This window comes from Bacillus spongiae (assembly GCF_037120725.1).
GTDB lineage: Bacteria > Bacillota > Bacilli > Bacillales > Bacillaceae_K > Bacillus_CI > Bacillus_CI spongiae.
The window spans coordinates 109,043-132,985 of sequence record NZ_JBBAXC010000008.1; the positions used below are offsets into that span (position 1 = coordinate 109,043).

A 23,943-nucleotide genomic window follows, 5' to 3' on the forward strand; every position below is an offset into this window, starting at 1 on the left:
GATCGTATCTTCCATCTTAAGCACTTTTATTATTGAAAAAAAGAATGTTCTATCGGGAAGACTTTATTCACTCTGAAGTAGAAAAAGCGAATTATCCTTGCAATAGGGATAATTCGCTTTTTCTATTGCGCATATGTTGGGCGAAAGTGATAAATGGTGTCTTTAATTGCTTGCTTAAAAAGGCAAAAGCCTATACAAAAGAGGATTTCGTTCATAATTGTACGAACAAAAAAACTGGACGGCGACTGTAAATCTAACATTATAAGTAGTTTTATAAAAAATCAAACAAACGTTCGCTTTTTGGTGGTTTATCCTGTTTCTTTTGTGGTAAAATGAGAATAAAGTGGAAAGCGTAATCAATTGTTTAAAATGGACGCGTTAGTTGAAGCGGTGACGCAGATGGGAGGCAGTACAGTGGATAATTTTCAGTTGAAATCTAAATATCAACCTCAAGGAGACCAACCGAAAGCAATTCAGAAGATTGTTGAAGGCATCAATGAGGGGAAGCGTCATCAAACCTTGTTAGGAGCAACTGGTACGGGTAAAACTTTTACAATGTCGAATGTGATTGAGAAAGTGAAGAAACCGACTTTAGTTATTGCTCATAATAAAACATTAGCAGGACAACTTTATAGTGAGTTCAAGGAGTTTTTCCCAGACAACGCAGTAGAGTATTTTGTTAGTTATTATGATTATTATCAACCAGAAGCCTACGTCCCTCAAACGGATACATTCATTGAAAAGGATGCTAGCATTAATGATGAGATTGATAAGCTTAGACATTCAGCTACCTCATCATTATTTGAACGTAAGGATGTCATCGTGATTGCGAGTGTATCCTGTATATACGGTTTGGGTTCTCCTGAAGAGTATCGGGAGCTTGTCGTCTCCCTTCGAGTTGGAATGGAGCTTGAGAGGAATCAGTTGCTTCATAAGTTAGTTGACGTACAATATGAACGAAACGATATTGATTTTCGCCGGGGTACGTTCAGGGTGCGGGGAGATGTTGTTGAAATTTTTCCTGCATCAAGAGACGAGCAGTGTATACGTGTTGAATTTTTTGGCGATGAAATAGACCGGATTAGAGAGATAGACTCCCTTACAGGGGAAGTGGTAGCAGAGCGAGATCATGTCGCTATTTTCCCAGCATCTCACTTTGTAACGAGAGAGGAGAAGATGCGTTTAGCCATTGAAAATATTGAGAAAGAGCTAGAAGAGCAGCTAACGATTCTTCGTGAAGAAGACAAACTTCTAGAGGCTCAACGATTAGAACAACGGACCCGCTATGATTTAGAAATGATGCGTGAAATGGGTTTTTGCTCCGGAATTGAGAATTATTCACGTCATTTAACTTTACGACCATCTGGTTCGACCCCATATACTTTATTGGATTATTTTCCTGAAGATTTTTTAATGATTATTGATGAGTCCCACGTGACACTTCCACAAGTTCGCGGGATGTATAACGGAGATCAAGCACGTAAAAAAGTGCTTGTTGACCATGGGTTTCGCTTGCCATCGGCCATGGACAATCGGCCGTTGCAGTTTAATGAATTTGAGAAGAAAACAAATCAACTTGTATATGTAACCGCCACACCAGGTCCATATGAAATAGAACATAGTCCGAAAATGGTGGAGCAAATTATTCGTCCGACCGGATTATTAGACCCGACGATAGAGGTCAAGCCAATTGAGGGACAAATAGATGATCTTGTAGATGAAATTCAAGAGCGTATAAACCGAAATGAGCGGACGCTAGTAACGACATTAACGAAGAAAATGTCAGAAGATTTAACAGATTATTTGAAGGAATTAGGGATTAAAGTGCAATATTTGCATTCTGAAGTGAAGACATTAGAACGAATAGAGATTATACGGGAATTAAGGTTAGGTAAATATGATGTACTCGTAGGAATTAATTTACTAAGAGAGGGTCTTGATATTCCAGAAGTATCTTTAGTGACAATATTAGATGCTGATAAAGAAGGCTTTTTACGGTCGGAACGCTCCTTAATCCAAACGATGGGTCGGGCCGCTCGAAATGCAAACGGTCACGTTATTATGTATGCAGATAAAATGACGGATTCTATGCAAAAAGCAATCGATGAGACGAAGCGTCGTCGTGAAATTCAAATGGAATACAATGAAAAGCATGATATTGTTCCAAGAACCATTCAGAAGGAAATTCGTGAAGTAATACGAGCCTCGCATGCTGCGGAGGAGTCAGCAGAATATACACCAGCTACACAAGCGACGAAGAAATTAACCAAAACTGAAAAAGAGAATTTATTAACTCAACTTGAAGGAGATATGAAGGATGCAGCCAAAGCACTTGACTTTGAAAGAGCTGCGCAGTTAAGGGATACAATATTAGAGTTAAAAGCGGAAGGATGACCATGAAATGGGTATTGATCATATTGTTGTAAAAGGAGCTAGGGCTCATAATTTAAAAAATATCGACGTCACAATCCCGAGGGATAAACTGGTCGTCTTAACAGGCTTATCTGGGTCAGGGAAATCCTCCCTTGCGTTTGATACAGTGTATGCGGAGGGACAACGTCGTTATGTTGAATCATTATCAGCCTATGCACGCCAATTTCTTGGCCAAATGGATAAACCGGATGTTGATGCGATTGAAGGGCTTTCTCCAGCGATTTCTATCGATCAGAAAACGACGAGTCGAAATCCACGATCTACCGTTGGAACGGTGACGGAAATATATGACTACTTACGCCTTCTCTATGCAAGGGTCGGAAAACCGATTTGTCCTAATCATGGAATTGAAATTACGTCTCAAACAATTGAACAAATGGTGGATCGTATTCTTGAATACCCAGAAAGAACAAAGCTCCAAGTACTGGCACCGATTGTGTCAGGAAGAAAAGGAACGCATGTAAAAGCTTTGGAGGAAGTAAAGAAACAAGGGTATGTTCGTGTAAGAATTAATGGAGATATGCATGATTTAAGTGAAGATATACAGCTTGAAAAAAATAAAAAACATAGCATTGAAGTAATTGTAGACAGAGTAGTCGTGAAAGAAGGAGTAGAGGCAAGGTTAGCGGATTCATTAGAAACAGCATTAAAGTTAGCTGAAGGCCGAGTGATTATTGACGTGATCGGAGAAGAAGAATTGTTATTTTCTGAACATCATGCTTGTCCTATTTGTGGCTTTTCAATTGGTGAGCTTGAGCCTCGCATGTTTTCTTTTAATTCTCCGTATGGAGCATGCCCAAGCTGTGATGGATTAGGAACAAAACTAGAAGTAGACAAGGAATTGATCATTCCAAATGACCAGTTGAGTTTAAAATCACATGCAATTGCTCCTTGGGAACCAACTAGTTCACAATATTATCCACAATTGTTATCAGCTGTTGCCAATCACTATGGAATTGATATGGATGTTCCAGTGAAGGAGCTCGGTTCAGATCAACTTGATAAAATATTGTATGGGTCTGGAAATGAACAAGTATATTTTCGTTATGAGAATGATTTTGGCCAAGTTCGAGAAAATCATATTCAATTTGAAGGAGTTATCGGCAATATTGAGCGCCGATATCGTGAAACGAGTTCAGATTATATTCGTGAACAAATGGAAAAGTATATGGCTCAGCAAGCATGCCCAACCTGTAAGGGACACCGCTTAAAGCCAGAGGCACTCTCTGTTAAAATAGCTGACCGTCATATTGGGGAAATCACTATTCTTTCCATTGAAGATGCGGATAAATTCTTCGAGATGTTATCACTTTCTGAAAAGGACATGAAAATTGCCAATTTAATATTAAGAGAAATTCGTGAACGTTTAGGGTTTTTAGTCAACGTAGGGCTAGACTATTTGACGATGAGTAGAGCTGCAGGCACTTTGTCTGGTGGAGAGGCCCAGCGGATTAGGCTTGCTACCCAAATCGGTTCTCGCTTAACGGGAGTTCTATATATTCTTGATGAGCCTTCCATTGGTTTACATCAGCGCGATAATGACCGATTAATTGCCACGCTTCAAAATATGAGAGATATTGGGAATACACTTATTGTTGTTGAACATGATGAAGATACAATGCTTGCAGCAGATTATTTAATTGATGTTGGCCCAGGAGCAGGTGTACATGGTGGAGAAATCGTCGCTGCAGGTACCCCAGATGAAGTTATGAAAATGGACGATTCATTAACAGGCCAGTATTTAGCTGGTAAGAAATTCATTCCTCTTCCTTTAGAACGTCGTAAAGAGGACGGGCGGTATGTCGAAATTATTGGGGCAAAGGAAAATAATCTAAAAAATGTTAGAGTCAAGTTTCCACTGGGAATGTTTATTGCCGTAACAGGGGTATCGGGTTCAGGAAAAAGTACGTTAATTAATGAAATCCTTCATAAGTCGTTAGCTCAAAAGCTTCATAGATCTAAAAGTAAGCCAGGTGTATATAAAGAAATTAAAGGTGTGGAGCATTTAGATAAAGTGATTGATATTGATCAATCACCTATAGGACGAACTCCGCGCTCTAATCCTGCTACATATACTGGTGTGTTTGATGATATTCGTGACGTTTTTGCGACAACGAATGAAGCAAAGGTACGAGGCTATAAAAAGGGGAGGTTCTCCTTTAATGTAAAAGGTGGCCGTTGTGAAGCGTGTCGTGGTGATGGAATTATAAAAATTGAGATGCATTTCTTGCCGGATGTATATGTACCTTGTGAGGTTTGTCATGGAAAGAGATATAATCGTGAAACCCTTGAAGTAAAGTATAAAGGGAAGAACATAGCAGACGTTCTTAAAATGACGATTGAAGACGCTCTACCTTTTTTTGAAAACATTCCTAAAATTCACCGTAAGCTTCAAACCATTGCTGACGTAGGATTAGGATATATGGAATTAGGTCAACCCGCGACAACGTTATCCGGCGGTGAAGCGCAACGCGTAAAGCTGGCATCCGAACTACACCGTCGTTCGACTGGACGCTCACTATATATTTTAGATGAACCTACAACGGGTTTACATGTGGATGATATTGCTCGACTACTGATTGTTTTACAGCGTCTTGTAGAAAACGGTGATACCGTCTTAGTAATCGAACATAATCTTGATGTTATTAAAGCGGCTGATTATATTGTTGATCTAGGGCCTGAGGGAGGAGACAAAGGGGGGCAAATTATTGCCAAAGGTACTCCTGAAAAAGTAGCAGAAAAGATAGGGTCTTATACAGGGAAATATTTAAAGCCTATTCTTCAAAGGGATCGTGAAAGAATGAAGAAAAAGCTATTAGAGCATGAAAGTGTTTCATCGTAAGGAACCATGCTGTAGCATCCTGTTTGGAAGGTGAAATTTAGTATTAGTGGTGGGAGCAAAGCATAAAAATGAGAGAAATGATGTCTTTCTCCCTTAACTATAGTGTTACAGACGGGTATAAAGAAAGAGGCTGGGACAGAAGCATTCCAGCCAAAGGAAAAACCGAACTATAATGAAAAACTCTAATATAGAGTTCCAATATAGTTCGGTTTTTGTAATTATAACTCTTGTTATATAATAAATTATTCGGCTTAGAGAATGGTACATTTAGTTTTGTCCCAGCCTCTTTTATTTTCAGTTTCGACGAAACTTTTTTAACGTTTAACCGTACCTATTAATAAAGGAGATGAAAACGATGGAAACGAATAAGATATTATCATCCTTATCGTATTTTAGCATTTTTTTCGCAGGTTTTGTTTTTCCGTTAGTCGTCTTTTTCGTGTCAACGGATAAAGAAGTAAAAGGTCATGCTATGAAAGCTTTAATTTCTCATATTATTCCCATTATCGGAGTACCATTTCTTTTACTTTCCATATTTTTTGATATTGGTGTCATCGCTACAGGGAGTGGAATTCCATTTTTTCTAATAAGTTCAATTGCCATTTACTTAATATTTGTGATGATTATAGTAATATGGAATGTATATAAAGGTGTGAAAGTACTTCTGTAGTAAGGAGGAGAGATGAGGATGAATAAAGAACGAAAAAGGATATTAGAGATGGTGGAAAGTGGTGCTTTGTCAGCACAAGAGGCATTAACATTACTAGAAGCGTTAGACCAGGCTGAAAAGAAAAGTAAAGAGAAGGAAGAAAAAATCATTAATGAATTGGTTATTTCGACTAAAAAAGAGAAAAAAGATGACGGTCCTAATTTCAATTCTACGAAAGAAAAGGTTATGGACTTTGTACAGTCTACCCTTCAAAAGGTTAAAAATCTTGATTTAGATTTTCAATTTGGTCAATCAGTAACGTTCTCTCATGTTTTCCAGCATAGCGGTGATGGTATTCAACAAATTGAATTGGATTTATTTAACGGAAATATTGAGATTATTCCTTGGGATCAGAGGGACGTTCGAATGGAATGTCACGTAAAGGTTTACAGAACAGAGGATGTGGAAGAAGCCCGGAAAATATTTTTAGATAATACAACGTTTTCAGTTGAAAAGGGACATTTATTTTTTTTAATGCCGTATAAGTGGATAAAAATAGATACGGCCCTTTATTTACCGAAGTGTCAATTTGAAAAGTTATCCGTTAAAACATTCAACGGAGGATTAGTGGGTAAAGAACTAATTGTAAACGATTTTCGTTTTAAAACGGCTAACGGAAAATTACGAACGAAGAAATTAATCACTCAGTCTATTGACGCTGAAACAGCTAACGGAGCATTGATTCTTGAGCAATGTGTTAGTAGGAAGGTAGAAGCTGAGACGATTCACGGGAGTATTTTGTTTCAGGGCGAAAGTGAGCGCATTGATCTTCAATCTTTAAGTGGTACGGTTGAATGCGAATTAATCGGAGATAACAGCGAAACATTACACATGAAAACCGTTACAGGAAATATTAACATGACGATACCAAATGAACAGTCTATTAACGGTGAATTAAAATCAAACCTCGGTAACTTTAATATAAGACTGTCAGATATTACAATATTAGAAGAAAAAAATGAACTAGTTCAAAAACAACTCCAGTTTACAAAAAAGGGGTTATTACCAAGACAATTGCATGTGTTTGCTGATACAAAAACAGGTTCAGTTAAAATTCAATAGAGTAATTTTGGAAGTACTTTACTCATATTTTTAGACTAATGCAAGCAAGTTTTGTTGTTGAGCAATTTATTTTATATGCACCTTATAATTATATTGATGAACGAAAGGATGTAGGATAAGAGAGTGAAATGGTTATTTACAATTATCATTAACGCGGTATTGTTTCTGGCACTTGACGGTTATTTCGATTCCTTTAGTGTTTCCAGTTTTGGCGCGGCAATCGGCGCTAGCTTTATTCTATCGATTTTAAATGTTTTAGTCCGTCCCATTTTAATAATATTAACCCTTCCAGTAACAATTGTTACTTTAGGCTTATTTTTATTTGTTATTAATGCTACTACGTTAATGCTGACTGAATGGATTATGGGAGATGCATTTGACATTTCAAGTTTTGGAATGGCGTTGCTTGCTTCAATCCTTATATCAATCGCAAATCTCCTTTTTCAAAAAGTGATTTTTGATAAAGAATAATAGTCTTAAAAAGCCGTTCTTTTTGGGGAGCGGCTTTTAGCTATTAATACCGAAGGGTGAGAATCGAAGAGAGCAACGTTAGAGAGGAAATGTAAAAACGGAGTTGTTTCTTTGAACATTTCTTCTAAAATTAAATATTATTCTTCGTAATAAACGTAGGAAGGAAAACCTTTAGCTTTTAATTGAGCTGCAATTCGTTCTGCATTTTCTTTTGAACTATAGGCGCCCACTTGTACTTTATATAATCCCTTCGGTTTTTTCTTAAGCTTATATTGTGAAGCTAGAGCTTGTACAAGTGCATCAGCGACCTGTTTTCTGTAGCTATCTGATTTTAGTAGTCTTGCATCGTTTCGATTGGTCATGAACCCACATTCGACAAGAACGGCTGTCATTTTTGTTTCTCTTAGCACATGAAAGTTTGCGGTTTTAACCCCTCGGTCACGAAGTTTAGCAACATTTACAACATTTCTTTGGACTTTAGTAGCCAATGATAGAGCTTCAGCTGGTCGAGAGGGATATACGTATGTTTCAACTCCACTTACGCTATTCCATCCGCCATCCCCGAATGCATTGGCGTGAACAGAAAGGAATACATCTACATTTTTAGCGTTTGCTAAGTTTGTTCTTTCAGATAGGGGAACATCTCTACTATCCGAATGGGAAAAAAATACGGTTACGTCTTCGTAAGCTTTTAATCCATCCCTAGCATACTGAACTACTTTAGAGTTAAATTCATATTCTCTCATTCCATCTGGTGACCTTTTTCCTGGAGTGCTAAGGCCATGTCCAGCATCTAGCATTATCTTCATTATTTCTTCACTCCTTTATGGTAGGATACTTTATATATATGTGAAACTATGTACAATGGACACTGCTCCTATGTTATTTTGGGGAAAATGTTCTCTGGTTTAGAGAAATGGAAAAGTGCTACAATAGAATGGTATATTGAATACATATGGCCGCTAGTATATTGGCATGAAGGAGGCAGTAATTCAATGGCGAAAGTGCGAACAACAGATATTATTGAAAAATTCAACTTAGAATTAATTAGTGGTGAGGAAGGTATTCACAGGCCGATAACAACGAGTGATATCTCTCGACCTGGTTTAGAAATAGCAGGCTACTTCAACTATTATCCTGCTGAACGAATTCAACTCCTTGGGAAGACTGAACTTTCTTTTTTAGAAAAGTTGAGTAAGGAAGAGCGAGAGGTCCGCATGGATAAACTATGTACAGACATCACGCCAGGGATTTGTATCTCAAGAGACTTAGAGGTACCAGATGAGTTAAAGTTGGCTGCTGAAAAATACTCTGTTCCACTAATGCGTTCTTCGCTTAAAACAACGAGGTTTTCTAGTCGTTTAACCAATTTCCTTGAAAGTAAATTAGCACCAACAACGGCCGTACACGGCGTGCTTGTAGATATATATGGTGTGGGTGTGATGATCATCGGGAAAAGTGGTGTCGGAAAGAGTGAAACAGCACTGGAATTAGTGAAGCGAGGCCACCGTTTAGTAGCTGATGATTGTGTAGAAATTCGACAGGAGGATACGGATACACTGATAGGTGGCTCACCAGAGTTAATCGAACATTTACTAGAAATAAGAGGACTTGGCATTATTAATGTGATGACCTTATTTGGTGCTGGAGCTGTTAGGAGCTATAAACGAATTACTTTGGTCATAAATTTAGAAATATGGGATAAGACCAAACATTACGACCGTTTAGGTTTAGAAGAGGAAACCATGAGAATTATTGATACGGATATACCTAAATTAACGGTACCGGTACGACCTGGGCGAAATTTAGCTGTTATCATTGAAGTTGCTGCGATGAATTTTCGTTTAAAACGTATGGGAGTTAATGCGGCAGAGCAATTTCAGGAGCGTTTATCAGGAGCAATTTCATCAGCAGAACAAGATGATAATGAAGAATTATAGAGGGAGTGGAAACAATGGAGCCAATCAATCCAATAGCATTTAAAATTGGCAGTTTGTCCGTCAACTGGTACGGAATTCTTATTGGTTTGGGGATTATTTTAGCGTTATATATTGCTATACGAGAGTCAAAGCGATTGGGATTAGATCCCGATTTATTTCCTGATTTATTAATGTGGGCGATACCTGCTGCAATTATTGGGGCAAGAATATACTATGTTATTTTTCAATGGGAATATTATGCTAAGTACCCAGAGAAAATTATCCAAATTTGGAACGGGGGACTTGCCATCCATGGAGCTTTAATCGGAGCGGTAATTACCACTATTTTGTATGCAAAAATGAAGAAAATGTCTTTCTGGGTGATTGCCGATATTGCGGCACCGAGCCTATTAATCGGACAAGCCATTGGACGTTGGGGGAATTTTATTAATCAAGAGGCACACGGTGGCCCCGTCACTCGCTCTTTTTTAGAGAACTTATATTTACCTGATTGGATTATAAATCAAATGTATATTGGTGGCGTTTATTATCATCCAACCTTCCTTTATGAATCATTGTGGAATTTTGGTGGGATTATTCTGTTGCTATTCATTAGAAGAATGAACCCTCAGCGCGGGTATATGTTCTTATTGTATGTAACTTGGTATTCGATTGGGAGATTCTTTATCGAAGGGCTACGAACAGACAGTTTAATGGTGGCACCTGGATTAAGAGCTGCTCAAGTCCTTTCCATTGTCCTTATTATAGGAGCAGTTAGCGTTTGGTTATATCTTCGCAAAACTCGTAAAGCTCCTGTACGCTATCAAGAAGTAAGTGAATAGAAGGAGAGAGTAGTATGTGGGAATCGGTTGGAAAAGGGGCAAAGGTTGGGTTAAGCACCACGTGGGCACTAGGAAAGGTTATCTTTCCTATCACCCTGATTGTGTCGCTTCTTCAATATACAGCAATACTACCTTGGGTGATCAAACAGATCACTCCTTTTATGAATTGGTTTGGTTTATCTGGAGATGCGGCGATTCCGCTTGTATTAGGTAATTTTTTGAACCTATATGCAGGGATTGGAGGCATTCTTTCATTAGAGTTGACAGTAAAGGAAGTATTTATTATTGCTATTATGTTGTCATTTTCCCACAACTTACTCATTGAAACAGGCGTAGCTGTAAGAGTAGGTGTTAAGCTGTGGGTCGTTCTTCTTGTTAGGATTGGCTTAGCCCTTACTTCAGCACTTGTCATTCATTATGTATGGAGTGGTGGAGGAGAGCTTGCTCAATATGGTTTTGTTCCACAAACAGGGGATATTGTCGGATGGAAAATGATATGGTTTACCGCCTTTCAAAAAGCAGTAATTGGTGTAATACAGCTAGCAATTATTGTCATACCACTAATGATAGGCATTCAGCTATTAAAAGATTATCAATGGCTACCGAAGTTTTCGAATGCAATGTCCCCTTTAACCCGTTCATTAGGAATGAAAGAAAATACAACGACAACGTTAGCAGCAGGTTTTTTATTTGGGTTGGCTTACGGGGCAGGCGTTATGATTCAGGCTGTAAAAGAAGATAATGTTAGTAGAAGAGATGTTACACTTGCCTTTATTTTTTTAGTAGCTTGCCATGCAGTGGTAGAGGATACATTAATCTTTCTCCCACTTGGAATACCAATATGGCCGCTCCTATTGATTCGACTCGGTACAGCCGTTGTTCTAACGTTTATTGTCGGAAGGATTTGGTCTAAAGCGAATGTTTCCAAAGGAAAGGAAGTTACACTATCATGAAAAACACCAACACTATTTTGTTTGATTTGGATGGAACATTAATTGATACGAACGAACTTATCATTTCATCATTTTTATATACGTTAAACCGCTTTTTTCCTGATCAGTATAAATTGGAGGATGTATTACCTTTTATCGGTCCACCGCTAGAAGAAAGCTTTGAAAAGGTAGCGCCAGAACAAGTAAGAGAAATGGTAGATTGTTACCGCAAGTATAATCTTGAAAATCATGATGCACTTGTGAAGGAATTCGAAGGAGTGAAAGAAACGGTTGCTAAGCTGCATGAAAGAGGATATAAACTAGCCATTGTCTCTACAAAAATCCACAATGTTGTCATTAAAGGCTTAGAGTTAATGGGGCTAAAAGCCTACTTTGATGTAATCGTCGCTTTAGACGATGTGACAAAGGCGAAACCAGATCCTGAACCTATCCAATTAGCGTTAACGAAACTGAATTCACTACCAAATGAAGCCGTTATGATTGGTGATAACCACCATGATATATTGGCAGGGAAAAATGCTGGCACAAAATCAATTGGTGTAGCATGGTCTGCTAAAGGAAGAGATTACTTAGAACATTATGAACCGGATTATATGTTAGATAAAATGCCTGATTTACTAGATCTTTTAGGAGTGGAATAAGGATGAGGCGTACAACCCGTTTTGAAGTTCAAGGGGCAAATTCTCTATGGCATGTATATAAAACTGTTCCATTTTGGAAAGTTGTCAAAAATTTCATTATTATCCAGCTCGCTCGGTACACCCCTTTTTTAGCAATGAAAAATTGGTTGTACCGCAATTTTTTAGGGGTGAAAGTAGGCGATCAAACGTCTTTTGCCTTAATGGTCATGCTGGATGTAATGTTCCCTGAAAAAATTTCAGTTGGGCGAAATACAGTCATAGGGTATAACACAACGATTTTAGCCCATGAATATTTAATTAAGGAATATCGGTTGGGGAATGTGGAAATTGGCAGCGAAGTAATGATTGGTGCGAACTGTACCATATTACCTGGTGTGAAAATTGGCGACGGAGCTATTGTATCAGCCGGTACATTAATACATCAAGATGTTCCAGCAGGTTCATTTGTTGGAGGAAATCCAATGAAGATAATTTACTCTAAAGAAGAGCTTCAGACACGGTGGCAACATGATCCGATTTATGGAAAAGGGGATTGAAATGTTGAAAACTAATGTCTATGTTCACGGAATAAAATAATCGTCGATTACGATTGAGGTTGCTTATATTGAAAGTGGTTCTTACAATACCTCCTGCTAAAGAAATGACTAAACAAATTGTTCATTTTCATGTAGTCGCTATTAATCTCTACATGCTCTATATTATTAAAGAATAAAACACTTTTTAATGAAAAGACATGAAAATCTACTTTTAACAAAAAGTGATTTTTTTCCATTAAATATCTTTCGACAATAGTTCAGCAATTATGGTAGATGTGATATACTACGGTAGTTAATAATATGTTCGGGGGATGTTAATGAGAAAAGGCTCAAGTGTGAAAAATGAAAGAGGTAAGTTACTTTCTTTCGTTCCAACAGGTGAATATTATTTCAACAAAGGGGTTAAGGCATACCATCGCCAAGAACTCCAAAAATCAAATAAATATTTGGACCGCGCCTTACAATTAGAGCCATTGGAGCCAATGATTGCTTGCCAGTTGGCGATTGTGAAAACAGAAATGGGAGAATATCAGCAGTCCAATAAATTGCTTCATAATATATTAGAGGACCTAGATCCTTATATGACGGAATGCTACTACTTTTTAGCAAATAATTATGCTCATTTAGGACTATTTAAGGAAGCATATAAGTATGTGATGGAATATATAGAGCGAGATAAAGCGAAAGAATTTATTGAGGATGCAGAGGAATTACTTGAATTATTAGAATTAGATTCAGATGAAGCACTTGATTTATTGTATGAGCAAGATGACTTAATTGTAAAGCAAGAAGAGGGGAAACAACTGCTGGAGTCTGGCAATTTCCGAAAGGCGATTGCTTTATTAGAGGATGTTATAAAGGAATATCCAGAATTTTGGTCTGCTTATAATAATTTAGCTTTGGCGCATTTTTATTTAGGGGAGATCAAGACAGCTCAAAAAATTTTAGCTGAAGTATTAGAAAAAAATCCGGGGAATTTACATGCACTTTGTAATTTAGCTGTATTGTATTTTTACGAACAGGATGAGCCTAATTTAAAGGCCATATTGATAGGCTTAGAAAAAGTGCGTCCGATAGCTTATGAGCACCGTTTTAAACTTGGAGCCACGTTCGCTTTAATTGGAGATTATCATTCTGCATATAAATGGTTAAAGAATTTATATAAGCAAGGGTACGACAGCGAATCTAGCTTTTATTATTGGTTGGCAAAATCAGCGTATTATACTGGTAATGAAAAAACGGCGTATAGTGCTTGGGAAAAAGTGTTACTTGAAAGTCCAGAAAAAAAAGGACAAGAGCCATGGGTTGAAGATAGTCAACAAGATAAAGGATTTGAAAATCATATCCCCTCGTTAATGAGGAAACTAAAGAGTTCCTATTCTGAAGAGCGTTTGTTCGGACTTTTTCTACTTTCAGTTAGTGATAAGCAGAAGCAATTGCTCTCACATCCAAAATTCAATGAGCTTTCTATTTTTACTAAGTTAGAAAGAGAATATTTAGAAGAGGTATTACATCCAGGAAATGCGGTTTTACAAGAGGTTCGAATTCGTAAACTTCAAGAAATCGCGCTCAATTTATATAAACACAATCAACCGATCAACTCGGTTAGTTCAGGCTTATATTTATTATGGTTTACGATAGCTGAAAAAGGGTTAAGCGCTGGAGACTCCTTTCAAAATGGAAAAGCTTTTGCAGCAGCGACCGAATATATATGGGTTAAACTTCGTTCAGAACGTTGCTCGCAAAAAGAAATTGCGGAAAAGTATGGTATTTCTGTAACTACTCTTATTGAATATACTAAAATTGTAAATAATTACTTATGTTGAGCATATTCATGGACGAATATGCTCGTTTTTTATAGGATAACAGTATATAGGAAATATTATTTATATAATACAATTGACAAGAACAGAAGGAGTGTTGTGTCGTGAGCGAAGAAAAAATTTATGATGTTATCATCATTGGTGCAGGTCCTGCTGGGATGACGGCAGCTGTATATACATCTCGTGCTAATCTCTCGACTTTAATGATTGAAAGAGGAATTCCAGGTGGGCAAATGGCTAATACAGAAGAGGTTGAAAACTATCCTGGTTTTGACCACATTTTAGGGCCAGACCTTTCTAATAAAATGTTTGATCATGCGAAAAAATTTGGCGCAGAGTACGCATACGGAGATATTAAAGAGGTTGTTGATGGTGAGGAATATAAAATCGTCAAAGCAGGCTCTAAAGAATATAAAGCATACGCTGTCATCATTACTACTGGTGCTGAATATAAGCATATTGGAGTTCCTGGTGAAAATGAGCTAGGCGGACGTGGAGTTTCTTATTGTGCAGTGTGTGACGGTGCTTTCTTTAAAGGAAAAGATTTAGTTGTAGTAGGTGGAGGAGACTCGGCAGTAGAAGAAGGAGTTTATTTAACTCGATTCGCGAATAAAGTAACCATTGTTCACCGTCGTGATGAATTACGTGCTCAAAAAATTCTTCAAGATCGCGCGTTCCAAAATGAAAAAATTGATTTTATTTGGAGTCATACAGTGAAAGAAATAAATGAGAAAGATGGAAAAGTAGGGAGTGTAACCCTTGTTTCTACAAAGGACAATACGGAGAAAGAATTCCCTACAAACGGTGTATTCATTTATATCGGCATGGTCCCATTAACAAAACCATTTGTAAACCTAAAGATTACGAATGAAGCAGGGTATATTGAAACAAACGAGTTAATGGAAACGAAGGTACCAGGTGTTTTTGCTGCAGGAGATGTTCGTGAAAAAACACTTCGCCAAATTGTGACAGCAACGGGCGATGGAAGTATTGCAGCGCAAGCAGTACAGCATTATGTTGAAGAGTTGAAGGAAAAGTTAAAGGTATAATAAAGCTGAATGTCAAAAAAGTTAATGTAGCTTTAATAAAGCGTAACTCTGTTTTAAACAGGTTGTAACAGTAGTGAAATGTAAGTAAGGTAATATAGAAATTAAGAAATTGACCCCCTTTAAGTTAATAAATCCCGTAGAAGGCACAGGAGTTTCCTGTGTCTATTTTTTATAAATATAGTTTGTTTAAATGGTGATAAGACGTGCGCGAACGGGCTTAATACATTGTGAGGGGGTTGCAAAAATAGTATAATAAAAAGAATGATAATGGCTGAATAAGCTTTGAGGTGATATTTTGCAACGAGTTACGAATTGTTTATATCTTAAAGACGGTCAGGTCCTACTGTTAAAAAAGCCACGAAGAGGCTGGTGGGTTGCACCTGGTGGCAAGATGGAGCCAGGAGAATCTGTTAAAGATGCTGTAATTCGTGAATTTCGTGAAGAGACGGGTATTTACCTTCGCTCTCCCCAAATGAAAGGGATTTTTACATTTATAATTAAAGAAGAAGGCCGGATTACATCCGAGTGGATGATGTTCACATTTTTTGCCGAAGAAGCAGATGGTGTTAACTTAAAGGAATCAGAAGAAGGAAAAATTAGTTGGCATCCCCTCGAAAATATAAAGGAATTACCGATGGCAGAAGGGGACTATCACATATTAGATTATATGGTGCATGGACAAGGCATCATTTATGGAACGTTTACGTATACACCTGATTTTGAATTATTATCCTATCGGTTAGATCCGAGCTAAGAAAGGTAGGGGTGTCATGAGTACAGGATCAGTTAGTGATGTGCAATTAGTGATTATTACAGGAATGTCAGGAGCTGGAAAGACAGTAGCCATTCAGAGCTTTGAGGACTTAGGGTTCTTTTGTGTTGATAATCTTCCTCCAACCCTATTACCTAAGTTTCTGGAGTTAATGAAGGAATCCGGAGGAAAAATGGATAAAGTGGCACTTGTCATGGATTTGCGTGGAAGAGAATTCTTTGAACATTTATTCATCGCTTTAGATGATTTGGCAGAAACATCTTGGATTGCCCCTCAAATACTTTATTTAGACGCAGATAATGCTACGCTTGTGAGACGGTATAAAGAAACGAGACGTACTCATCCACTCGCTCCTTCAGGATTACCTTTAGAAGGAATAAAGCAAGAACGTGATCTGTTAGAAGAGCTTAAAGGGCGTGCCCAAATTATCTACAATACAGGTGAGATGAAGCCTAAAGAGCTAAGAGGTAAAATTATAACAGAGTTCTCTGCTGAGCATCAATCCACTTTTACCATCAATATCATGTCATTTGGTTTTAAACATGGTATCCCAATCGATGCAGATTTAGTGTTTGATGTTCGTTTTTTACCTAACCCATTCTATATAGAAACGATGCGACCAAAAACCGGATTAGATGAAGAAGTGTCGAGCTATGTACTTAAATGGAATGAAACGAATAAATTTATTGAAAAAACAACGGATTTACTTTCGTTTATGTTACCACATTATAAGCGGGAGGGGAAAAGCCAGTTAGTCGTGGCGATAGGCTGTACCGGTGGTCAGCATCGATCTGTGGCATTAGCGGAGTATTTCTCGAATTATTTTGTCAAAGATTACCCGACTAAAGTATTTCATCGAGATGTTAAAAAGAGAAAGGAAAAGAATGCATGATAGTGCCTGACCAACGGAAAGTTGTCATCCTAGGAGGGGGGACGGGGCTCCCTGTATTACTAAGAGGGCTTAAAAAGTATCCAGTAGATATAACTGCCATCGTTACAGTGGCTGATGATGGGGGAAGTTCTGGTCGGCTTCGGGATGAACTTGATATCCCACCACCAGGAGATGTCCGTAATGTTTTAGCAGCGCTGTCTGAAGTTGAGCCTTTAATCGAACAGCTGTTTCAGCATCGATTTAACACATCCAATGAGTTGATGGGACACTCACTAGGAAATTTAATGATTGCGGCATTGACCTCTATTTCCGGTGACTTTGTACATGCAATTCAAGAGATGAGTCGAGTTTTAAATGTTAGAGGAAAGGTTCTTCCTGCAGCTAACCAAAGTGTGGTGCTTCACGCTGAAATGGAGGATGGTACTATTGTATCTGGAGAATCAAAGATTCCATATTCCGGGAAGAAAATTAAAAAGGTCTTTCTAACTCCAAACAGTCTAGACCCTCTTCCAGAAACAATTACAGCAATTAAAGAAGCTGATTTAATCATAATAGGTCCAGGGAGCTTGTATACAAGCCTATTACCTAATCTCCTCGTACCACAGATTGGCGAGGAAGTAAGCAAAGCAAGTGCAAAGAAGCTTTATATATGTAACATTATGACACAAGCTGGAGAAACGCTTGATTTTACAGCGAGTGATCATGTAAAAGCGATTTATGACCACATGAAGTCTAGCTTTCTTGATATAATATTAGTAAACAATGAAGAAGTCCCTCAGGCTGTTCAGGAAAAATATAAAGAAGAGTTAGCTAAGCCAGTTGTGTTTGATATTGAACAATTAGTAGAGCTCGGTCTTGACGTGTTAAGTGAAAGCATCCTTTCATTTGAAGGAGAACATACCATTCGTCATAATACAGACGAAGTGGCAAAAATAATTTATTCATTATTAGAAGACGAGAAGCATAATTAATAATAATTCTTTGTTAGAATGACGTTATGCAACCGTTTGTCCAGGGGGTGTAGGGTATGTCGTTTGCATCCGAAACGAAAAAAGAACTAACGAATTTAGAAGTGAAAGATTGCTGTGCAAAAGCGGAATTGTCCGCGCTCATTCGAATGAATGGCTCCCTATCCTTCTCCAATCGTACATTAATTGTAAATATTCAAACAGAGAATGCGGCGATTGCTAGAAGAATATATACGTTAATTAAGAAGATATATGATCTTCCAGTTGAGCTACTCGTTCGAAAAAAAATGAGGCTAAAAAAGAATAATGTATACATCGTTCGGTTAAACGAAGGAGCAAAACAAATTTTAGAAGATTTAATGATTTTGAAAGAAGGATTTTCCTTTGTTTATAATATCTCGAATGAACTTGTTAAGAAGAAATGTTGTAAACGTAGCTACTTAAGAGGGGCATTTCTTGCTGGGGGTTCTGTTAATAATCCGGAAACTTCTTCATATCATTTAGAGATTTTTTCTCTTTATGAAGAACATAACCAAGCACTTTCAAGCTTAATGAATGATTTCGGTCTGAATAGTAAAACATTAGAGCGGAAGAAAGGGTTCATTACCTATTTAAAAGAGGCAGAAAAGATTACCGAATTATTAAATATCATTGGGGCACATAATGCACTTATGCGATTTGAAGACGTTAGAATTGTACGTGATATGAGAAATTCCGTTAACCGCCTTGTTAATTGTGAAACAGCCAACTTAAATAAAACAATTGGAGCTGCATTGCGGCAAGTTGAAAATATACGCTATATTGAAGAAACAGTTGGTCTTAACGTTTTACAAGATAAGCTTAGGGAAATCGCCGAACTTCGTGTAGCGTACCAAGACGTAACATTAAAAGAGCTAGGTGAAATGGTATCAGGTGGAGCGGTAAGTAAATCAGGTGTGAATCATCGTTTACGTAAAATTGATCAAATTGCTGAAAAATTGCGTGCTGGTGAATCAGTGTCACTAAAAAATGAAATGAAAAAGGGGAGAAGGGTACATGGTTGAAAAAAAAGTAGAAGTAAAGCTTAAAACAGGTTTACAAGCAAGACCTGCTGCACTATTTGTTCAGGAAGCAAATCGTTTTTCTTCAGAAGTCTTTCTTGAGAAAAATGGGAAGAAAGTGAATGCGAAAAGTATTATGGGCTTGATGAGCTTAGCGGTTAACTCAGGTGCTATTGTAACCCTTATTGCTGAAGGTAATGATGAAAATGAAGTAATTGAAGCATTGGTTGAATTTGTATCAAATGAAGGTTAATATCTTAGAGAAAAACTCACATACCTGCTAAGTATGTGAGTTTTTCTTAGTAATCAACCTAAAAAAAGAGTACCCACTTAGTGAAAGTGAATACTCCGTTTAATGGATCCATTTATTTCTGTTCTTCGTGTCTAGTCATGATTTTGTCAATTAAACCATATTCTAGTGCGCGCTCAGCTGTCATGAAATTATCACGGTCTGTATCTCGGCTAATTACCTCAATATCTTGACCAGTACGTTCTGCTAAAATAGAATTTAGTTTTTCACGTAGGAAAAGAATGCGTTTTGCAGCAATTTCAATTTCAGTCGCTTGACCTTGAGCACCACCTAATGGTTGGTGAATCATGACTTCACTGTTTGGAAGTGCGTAGCGATGTCCTTTTTCACCCGCAGCAAGTAAAAATGCGCCCATAGAAGCAGCCATCCCAATGCAGATGGTTTGTACTTTTGGCTTAATAAATTGCATAGTGTCATAAATCGCCATACCTGCTGTAATGCTTCCACCAGGAGAGTTGATGTAAATGGAAATGTCTTTTTCTGGATTTTCAGCTTCAAGGAACAATAGCTGAGAGACGATGGAGTTGGCAACATTGTCATCAATGGCACTACCCAACATAATAATACGGTCTTTTAATAAGCGTGAATAAATATCATAAGCACGCTCACCACGGTTTGTTTGTTCAATAACTGTAGGAATTAAGTTCATTCTTACTTCCTCCTTTTAATGTATTACAGGATTTCCTGTATAATTTTGTTTATGTAATGTAATCATACACCGATGGTCAATAAAGGTCAAACGTAATGTACTGAGTTATGTAAATCTATCCAAACGAGATACACGTTACCTTTTCCATCTTACCCACTTCACCTTCTTTTAAAACAAATAAAAGCTATTGCGTAATTACGATCTGTCATTTATAATATATTGTCGTACCATATTATTATATGCCCTCGTAGTGTAATGGATAACACGTAAGATTCCGGTTCTTGAAATAGGGGTTCGATTCCCTTCGAGGGCGTACTCAAAAAACGTTATATTAAAAGCTCATACGCTATTGTTGCGTATGAGCTTTTTTGTTTTTTTAGGTGAACAACTTGAAGAAATTTAACGAATGATAAAATTAACGAATGATACTATGAATCGTTATATCGATATGAATGACAGCAGACTACTGAAGGTGGCGAATGTACTGGACGGGAAGGTTTTGTTTCAACCGCAGTCGTTAACGGAGTTTTATTTGTTCGTGGAATGAAGAATAGCCGAAAAATGTCGCCAATAGTAGCGGAATAAAGGTGCGAATAGGGCGAATGAACTTTGTTGTTTTCGTAGGTATAAATTTTTAAAGAATAACACGAAATGTACCACGTAACTAAGTACCTGTTTTACGAAATAAACGGTATAGGTGACAGTAGTATGAAGCGAAGAAATGAAATTAAGAATGTTAAGGCAAAACGAACTCTACAAGAATTAATTCCGGAAGAACCTAACAACACTTCCAACTTTGATGAAGTGGTAGAAGGATTTTTTAGGCATTGCCGTATACGTGGTTTATCGACTTACACTGTTAAGTATTACGATAAGGATTAAAAACAAATTAAAAAGATTTTCCTGGAGTTAGATATATCTCTTAAAGATATGAGGCATATTAAAACGCCACATATTGAGCAATTAATTGAACACCAGCAAAGGAACGGCTGAGCCCGACGTGTATTGCTTGTTTCGACGCACTCCGTTCCTTATCGAAGTACAAAAAGCATCTACTCGGAAAAGCAGATGCGGGAAAAGATGGATCGTTATATCGATTTATATAGCCGTGGTGTTCTTGGCGTATCGGTGCCACACGTGCTGATAATCGCTGAGAAACGGTATGGATTAGACGGTGAATATCCGTTTCGATTGTTTTAAGCGCAGTCGAGTAGTGGTGGAATTAAAGTGAGAATAGGGTGAGGGGCGCGTCGAGTTGACACACCTACTGTTCGTTTAGGTACACAGTCCAGGCGGAGAGCTATTTCCGCATTTGTTGCCGTCGAATGTATTAGCAGTATCAGCAGGTGGAATGGCTTCGATGTCAAATTCGAAGTTATTTTTCGCTTCGTTGAAACGAATGGTGTTGTCAGCTGCGCTATCTTCAATTAAAATACCTGCGTCAGTGACATCAGTACCGTTGTTTCGAGCGATGTTAGAGTCGATGGCGTTTACAAAAGCCCCATCTTCAATTTCAATTCCACTTCCACTGTTATTGCAAGTTAAATTCTTAATAATGTTATTATTACCATCACCAGCCCCAACTAGAATTCCTCGTGCATTATTTTTATTTGATATGTTTCCGATAATTGTATTAAATGAATCATTAATTAATAAACCATCATCTATGTTTTCCTTAGCTGTACTTAATAGAAGCTTATTATTCACATTAGAAAATGAATAACCAGTACCGTCATTTACATTACTTTCACATTTTAATATACAATTGTTTTGCCCAGGAGAGATATTAAATCCATCATCTCTATTCATCAAGATAGAACACTCAATAATTAAATTGTTGTCTCCAATTAACTGTATACCACTACCTATATTAAGTTTTGACTCAATATTCTTTAAAACATTGAAATTAGTATTGATTCGAACTCCCTCATCTGGAAACCCTTGGATAGTGAAATCTTGTAATGTAATTCTGTCAGAAATTACAACCACACCGTCATCACTTCCCTGCGCTGGAGCACCTTCAATAATCGTCCGACCAATGCCACAACCGAAAATTTTTAAATTGTCGACATCTACTTCAAACCCGTCAAACTTCCCAGCTAAAATCTTTATACTATCCCCCGAACTTGAAGCATCAATTGCAGCCTGCACCGTTAGAAAATCCGTTGGTACAAGTCGTAATACCATATCGTATACCTCCCTTCACAATTAGCGTTACTAGAGTATATGAAAAGAGCGCTAAAACGGCTTGTACTATGCGGATAAATGTACGTTTAACTATTGATGTTGATTCGTTTCTTGTAGGCTAGTATGGCAGCAATTATTGGATCGGAGAGTTTATAGGTGACAGGTGAAGTGACAAATTAGTGGATTTGCGGTGAAGTAGTTGAAAAAGACGATTCCATCAGTCGTTTTCGCTTTCTTCAACCTGCATTTTACCCTAATATGTTGTTATACGTAATGATGGGGAAAAATTTAGATACGTAGTGAAGTGAAGTTTACATAGCGGTTCTAACAAAGTTATCGAAATGGAATACTTCCTCCTCTTAGTCACTACGATAGTTAATTTGACATTAATTTCCAATTTTCTGCCGATAGAGTCCAAGCTAAACTAGTTTATCTATCATATACTCTAGTATAGCTATAGCTGAGAAAGAAGGTGACGACTATGAAAACACTTACCTTGATGGCAACATGCTGTATGTTGATGATGATGGTGATGTTAATTCAAGCTGGTGGTACTGGAGTTTCGACACTAAATCAATCTTTTATAATACCAGAGAGTGAGCCTAATACCTTGCAGTTATTTCAACTAGCTTAGTGTCCTTGTACTAAATATTCGAATTCCTTAACGGAAGGTTAGCGAAATAACTAACGGTTAAATATAAGACAAAAAGGAAGGCGATAAAATGAAAACGCATGGCACCACTGACGAGCACCGTTACTTTAACGGTGTTTTTTCTATTGTAGATGAAATGTTGGCGATACCCCGGTGTCAATGTAATAGCCATTTCAGCCCGTCTTATCGCCAAACATTAGTGGGTTAAGTCCGATGCCGTCGCCCCCGAATCAGTTACAAATCGAATATTCATACGAAATCACCTTCTCATAGCCACTACAGAAGTAATTCCACATACATTTCAAATTTATTTCGAATGAGCGAGGAGGAAATTAACAGGAATTACAATTCGACGAAGTCTTCGTTATAAAAAGTATTACCTACAGAACAATTATCTCTATCGCGGAAGTAAAGGTTTATAATCAACTGCTTGTCCGGGTCGATTTCAAATAGTACTTCAAAGTGACGGGTAGCATCGGAATCAAACGTCGCACGAGTTTCTGGTTCGATGGTGATTTTTTCTTTTTTAATTAATCTCGGCTCCGTTGCATCTTCCCAATCGTAAGCAAATGCAGTTATTTTAATCGTTTGGTCGCTTCGGTTTAAAATTTCAGCATGGCTATTATCTGTACCTACTTCTCGATACAAAACGCCCGTTGTTCTTACTTTCTTCTTTTTATGACTCATTTAAACACCACCTTTCATATTTAGATATATTATCGTATGACAAATAAAGCGTTTACGTGTCCTTCACACTCTTAATTTATCGGAGGTTTTGCGAAATGACTAACGAGTTTTTCTAGTGTTACTCAATTAAAATGCAAGCGTATTTACAGTCGCAGGACAGCGTTACACATGCGCAGGGCTCAACGAAAAAACAATGCGAAAGTTTTGGCAATACAAACGCACCGACGAATTACATCGATTGTTAAGCGAGTGGCGTAATAACAAGCCTGTTTAGATGCTTACGTTAAATTCAATTCTTATAAGCGGAAGGAAGGAATTGTATATGAGCTAGAAATTAACGGACGATCAGCGAGAGTACATTCGTCAGAAAGAAACTGCGCTTAAAGGGAAGTATTCGCCAGTACCGCATTATATCTATCGGGATTTACTACCGGAGCTGAAGGAGAAGTACGACGGTCAAACGGCTCGTGATTGACTAACCTTGTACATGTACGTTCATGCCTATA

General features: G+C 37.7%; 24 protein-coding genes and 1 tRNA gene. 20 read left to right on the forward strand and 5 right to left on the reverse strand.

Annotated elements, in window-relative coordinates; translation table 11 throughout:
• The first annotated feature begins 399 nt into the window (after positions 1-399).
• The 5 genes from uvrB to WAK64_RS11375 all read left to right on the forward strand — a co-directional run bounded on the left by uvrB (position 400) and on the right by WAK64_RS11375 (position 7,517).
• Positions 400-2,394, forward strand: coding sequence for an excinuclease ABC subunit UvrB (gene uvrB, locus WAK64_RS11355; RefSeq protein ID WP_336587161.1), 1,995 nt, complete (start codon positions 400-402; stop codon positions 2,392-2,394).
• Between the two features lie 7 nt (positions 2,395-2,401).
• Complete coding sequence (uvrA, locus tag WAK64_RS11360; RefSeq protein WP_336587095.1) at positions 2,402-5,275, forward strand: excinuclease ABC subunit UvrA; 2,874 nt, start codon at positions 2,402-2,404, stop codon at positions 5,273-5,275.
• Positions 5,276-5,630: 355 nt separating this feature from the next.
• Positions 5,631-5,945 carry a magnetosome magnetite crystal formation protein family gene (locus WAK64_RS11365; protein WP_336587096.1) on the forward strand — a complete coding sequence of 105 codons (315 nt, stop codon included), beginning with the start codon at positions 5,631-5,633 and terminating at the stop codon, positions 5,943-5,945.
• Between the two features lie 18 nt (positions 5,946-5,963).
• Positions 5,964-7,046: a DUF4097 family beta strand repeat-containing protein gene (locus WAK64_RS11370; RefSeq protein ID WP_336587097.1), complete on the forward strand. Its 1,083-nt coding sequence runs from the start codon at positions 5,964-5,966 to the stop codon at positions 7,044-7,046.
• 123 nt (positions 7,047-7,169) lie between these two features.
• Positions 7,170-7,517: a phage holin family protein gene (locus WAK64_RS11375; protein WP_336587098.1), complete on the forward strand. Its 348-nt coding sequence runs from the start codon at positions 7,170-7,172 to the stop codon at positions 7,515-7,517.
• Positions 7,518-7,654: 137 nt separating this feature from the next.
• Here WAK64_RS11375 and WAK64_RS11380 read toward each other — a convergent pair whose 3' ends face one another.
• On the reverse strand, positions 7,655-8,326 hold the full coding sequence (locus tag WAK64_RS11380; protein ID WP_336587099.1) for an N-acetylmuramoyl-L-alanine amidase: 672 nt from the start codon (positions 8,324-8,326) through the stop codon (positions 7,655-7,657).
• 186 nt (positions 8,327-8,512) lie between these two features.
• Between WAK64_RS11380 and hprK the strand changes: the two genes are divergently transcribed.
• From hprK to WAK64_RS11440, 12 genes are all read left to right on the forward strand, one after another.
• On the forward strand, positions 8,513-9,457 hold the full coding sequence (gene hprK / locus WAK64_RS11385) for an HPr(Ser) kinase/phosphatase (protein WP_336587100.1): 945 nt from the start codon (positions 8,513-8,515) through the stop codon (positions 9,455-9,457).
• Positions 9,458-9,471: 14 nt separating this feature from the next.
• Entirely contained in the window at positions 9,472-10,278 is an 807-nt protein-coding gene (lgt, locus tag WAK64_RS11390; RefSeq protein ID WP_336587101.1) for a prolipoprotein diacylglyceryl transferase, read from the forward strand.
• A gap of 14 nt (positions 10,279-10,292) precedes the next feature.
• On the forward strand, positions 10,293-11,231 hold the full coding sequence (locus WAK64_RS11395) for a nucleoside recognition domain-containing protein (protein ID WP_336587102.1): 939 nt from the start codon (positions 10,293-10,295) through the stop codon (positions 11,229-11,231).
• The gene (ppaX, locus tag WAK64_RS11400) at positions 11,228-11,872 is read left to right on the forward strand and encodes a pyrophosphatase PpaX (protein ID WP_336587103.1); all 645 of its coding nucleotides are present in this window, start codon (positions 11,228-11,230) and stop codon (positions 11,870-11,872) included. Before WAK64_RS11395 ends, ppaX begins: the two co-directional genes overlap by 4 nt.
• 2 nt (positions 11,873-11,874) lie before the next feature.
• The gene (locus tag WAK64_RS11405) at positions 11,875-12,408 is read left to right on the forward strand and encodes an acyltransferase (protein ID WP_336587104.1); all 534 of its coding nucleotides are present in this window, start codon (positions 11,875-11,877) and stop codon (positions 12,406-12,408) included.
• 317 nt (positions 12,409-12,725) lie between these two features.
• Positions 12,726-14,234, forward strand: coding sequence for a tetratricopeptide repeat protein (locus tag WAK64_RS11410; RefSeq protein WP_336587105.1), 1,509 nt, complete (start codon positions 12,726-12,728; stop codon positions 14,232-14,234).
• A 101-nt stretch (positions 14,235-14,335) separates the two neighbouring features.
• Positions 14,336-15,280: a thioredoxin-disulfide reductase gene (gene trxB, locus WAK64_RS11415; protein ID WP_336587106.1), complete on the forward strand. Its 945-nt coding sequence runs from the start codon at positions 14,336-14,338 to the stop codon at positions 15,278-15,280.
• Between the two features lie 295 nt (positions 15,281-15,575).
• Positions 15,576-16,034, forward strand: coding sequence for an 8-oxo-dGTP diphosphatase (locus WAK64_RS11420; protein WP_336587107.1), 459 nt, complete (start codon positions 15,576-15,578; stop codon positions 16,032-16,034).
• Between the two features lie 16 nt (positions 16,035-16,050).
• The gene (gene rapZ, locus WAK64_RS11425) at positions 16,051-16,944 is read left to right on the forward strand and encodes an RNase adapter RapZ (RefSeq protein ID WP_336587108.1); all 894 of its coding nucleotides are present in this window, start codon (positions 16,051-16,053) and stop codon (positions 16,942-16,944) included.
• The gene (locus tag WAK64_RS11430; protein WP_336587109.1) at positions 16,941-17,915 is read left to right on the forward strand and encodes a gluconeogenesis factor YvcK family protein; all 975 of its coding nucleotides are present in this window, start codon (positions 16,941-16,943) and stop codon (positions 17,913-17,915) included. The genes rapZ and WAK64_RS11430 overlap by 4 nt, the downstream gene beginning before the upstream one ends.
• A 56-nt stretch (positions 17,916-17,971) precedes the next feature.
• On the forward strand, positions 17,972-18,955 hold the full coding sequence (gene whiA, locus WAK64_RS11435; protein ID WP_336587110.1) for a DNA-binding protein WhiA: 984 nt from the start codon (positions 17,972-17,974) through the stop codon (positions 18,953-18,955).
• Entirely contained in the window at positions 18,948-19,205 is a 258-nt protein-coding gene (locus WAK64_RS11440) for an HPr family phosphocarrier protein (protein ID WP_336587111.1), read from the forward strand. The genes whiA and WAK64_RS11440 overlap by 8 nt, the downstream gene beginning before the upstream one ends.
• A gap of 112 nt (positions 19,206-19,317) precedes the next feature.
• Here WAK64_RS11440 and clpP read toward each other — a convergent pair whose 3' ends face one another.
• Positions 19,318-19,911, reverse strand: a complete 594-nt coding sequence (clpP, locus tag WAK64_RS11445; protein WP_336587112.1) for an ATP-dependent Clp endopeptidase proteolytic subunit ClpP — start codon at positions 19,909-19,911, stop codon at positions 19,318-19,320.
• A 241-nt stretch (positions 19,912-20,152) separates the two neighbouring features.
• Here clpP and WAK64_RS11450 point away from each other — a divergent pair.
• Positions 20,153-20,224: transfer RNA gene (locus WAK64_RS11450), tRNA-Arg, on the forward strand.
• A gap of 395 nt (positions 20,225-20,619) precedes the next feature.
• The gene (locus WAK64_RS11455; RefSeq protein ID WP_336587113.1) at positions 20,620-20,793 is read left to right on the forward strand and encodes a hypothetical protein; all 174 of its coding nucleotides are present in this window, start codon (positions 20,620-20,622) and stop codon (positions 20,791-20,793) included.
• Positions 20,794-21,186: 393 nt separating this feature from the next.
• On the opposite strand, the gene WAK64_RS11460 is transcribed toward WAK64_RS11455, so the two are convergent.
• Entirely contained in the window at positions 21,187-22,098 is a 912-nt protein-coding gene (locus tag WAK64_RS11460) for a right-handed parallel beta-helix repeat-containing protein (RefSeq protein ID WP_336587114.1), read from the reverse strand.
• Positions 22,099-22,579: 481 nt separating this feature from the next.
• Here WAK64_RS11460 and WAK64_RS11465 point away from each other — a divergent pair, with 481 nt between their 5' ends.
• Positions 22,580-22,732 (forward strand): hypothetical protein, encoded by a 153-nt coding sequence (locus tag WAK64_RS11465; protein WP_336587115.1) that lies wholly within the window; start codon positions 22,580-22,582, stop codon positions 22,730-22,732.
• Positions 22,733-22,742: 10 nt separating this feature from the next.
• Here WAK64_RS11465 and WAK64_RS11470 read toward each other — a convergent pair whose 3' ends face one another.
• Positions 22,743-22,922 (reverse strand): hypothetical protein, encoded by a 180-nt coding sequence (locus tag WAK64_RS11470; RefSeq protein ID WP_336587116.1) that lies wholly within the window; start codon positions 22,920-22,922, stop codon positions 22,743-22,745.
• 170 nt (positions 22,923-23,092) lie between these two features.
• Entirely contained in the window at positions 23,093-23,437 is a 345-nt protein-coding gene (locus WAK64_RS11475) for a hypothetical protein (RefSeq protein WP_336587117.1), read from the reverse strand.
• Positions 23,438-23,943: the final 506 nt, after the last annotated feature.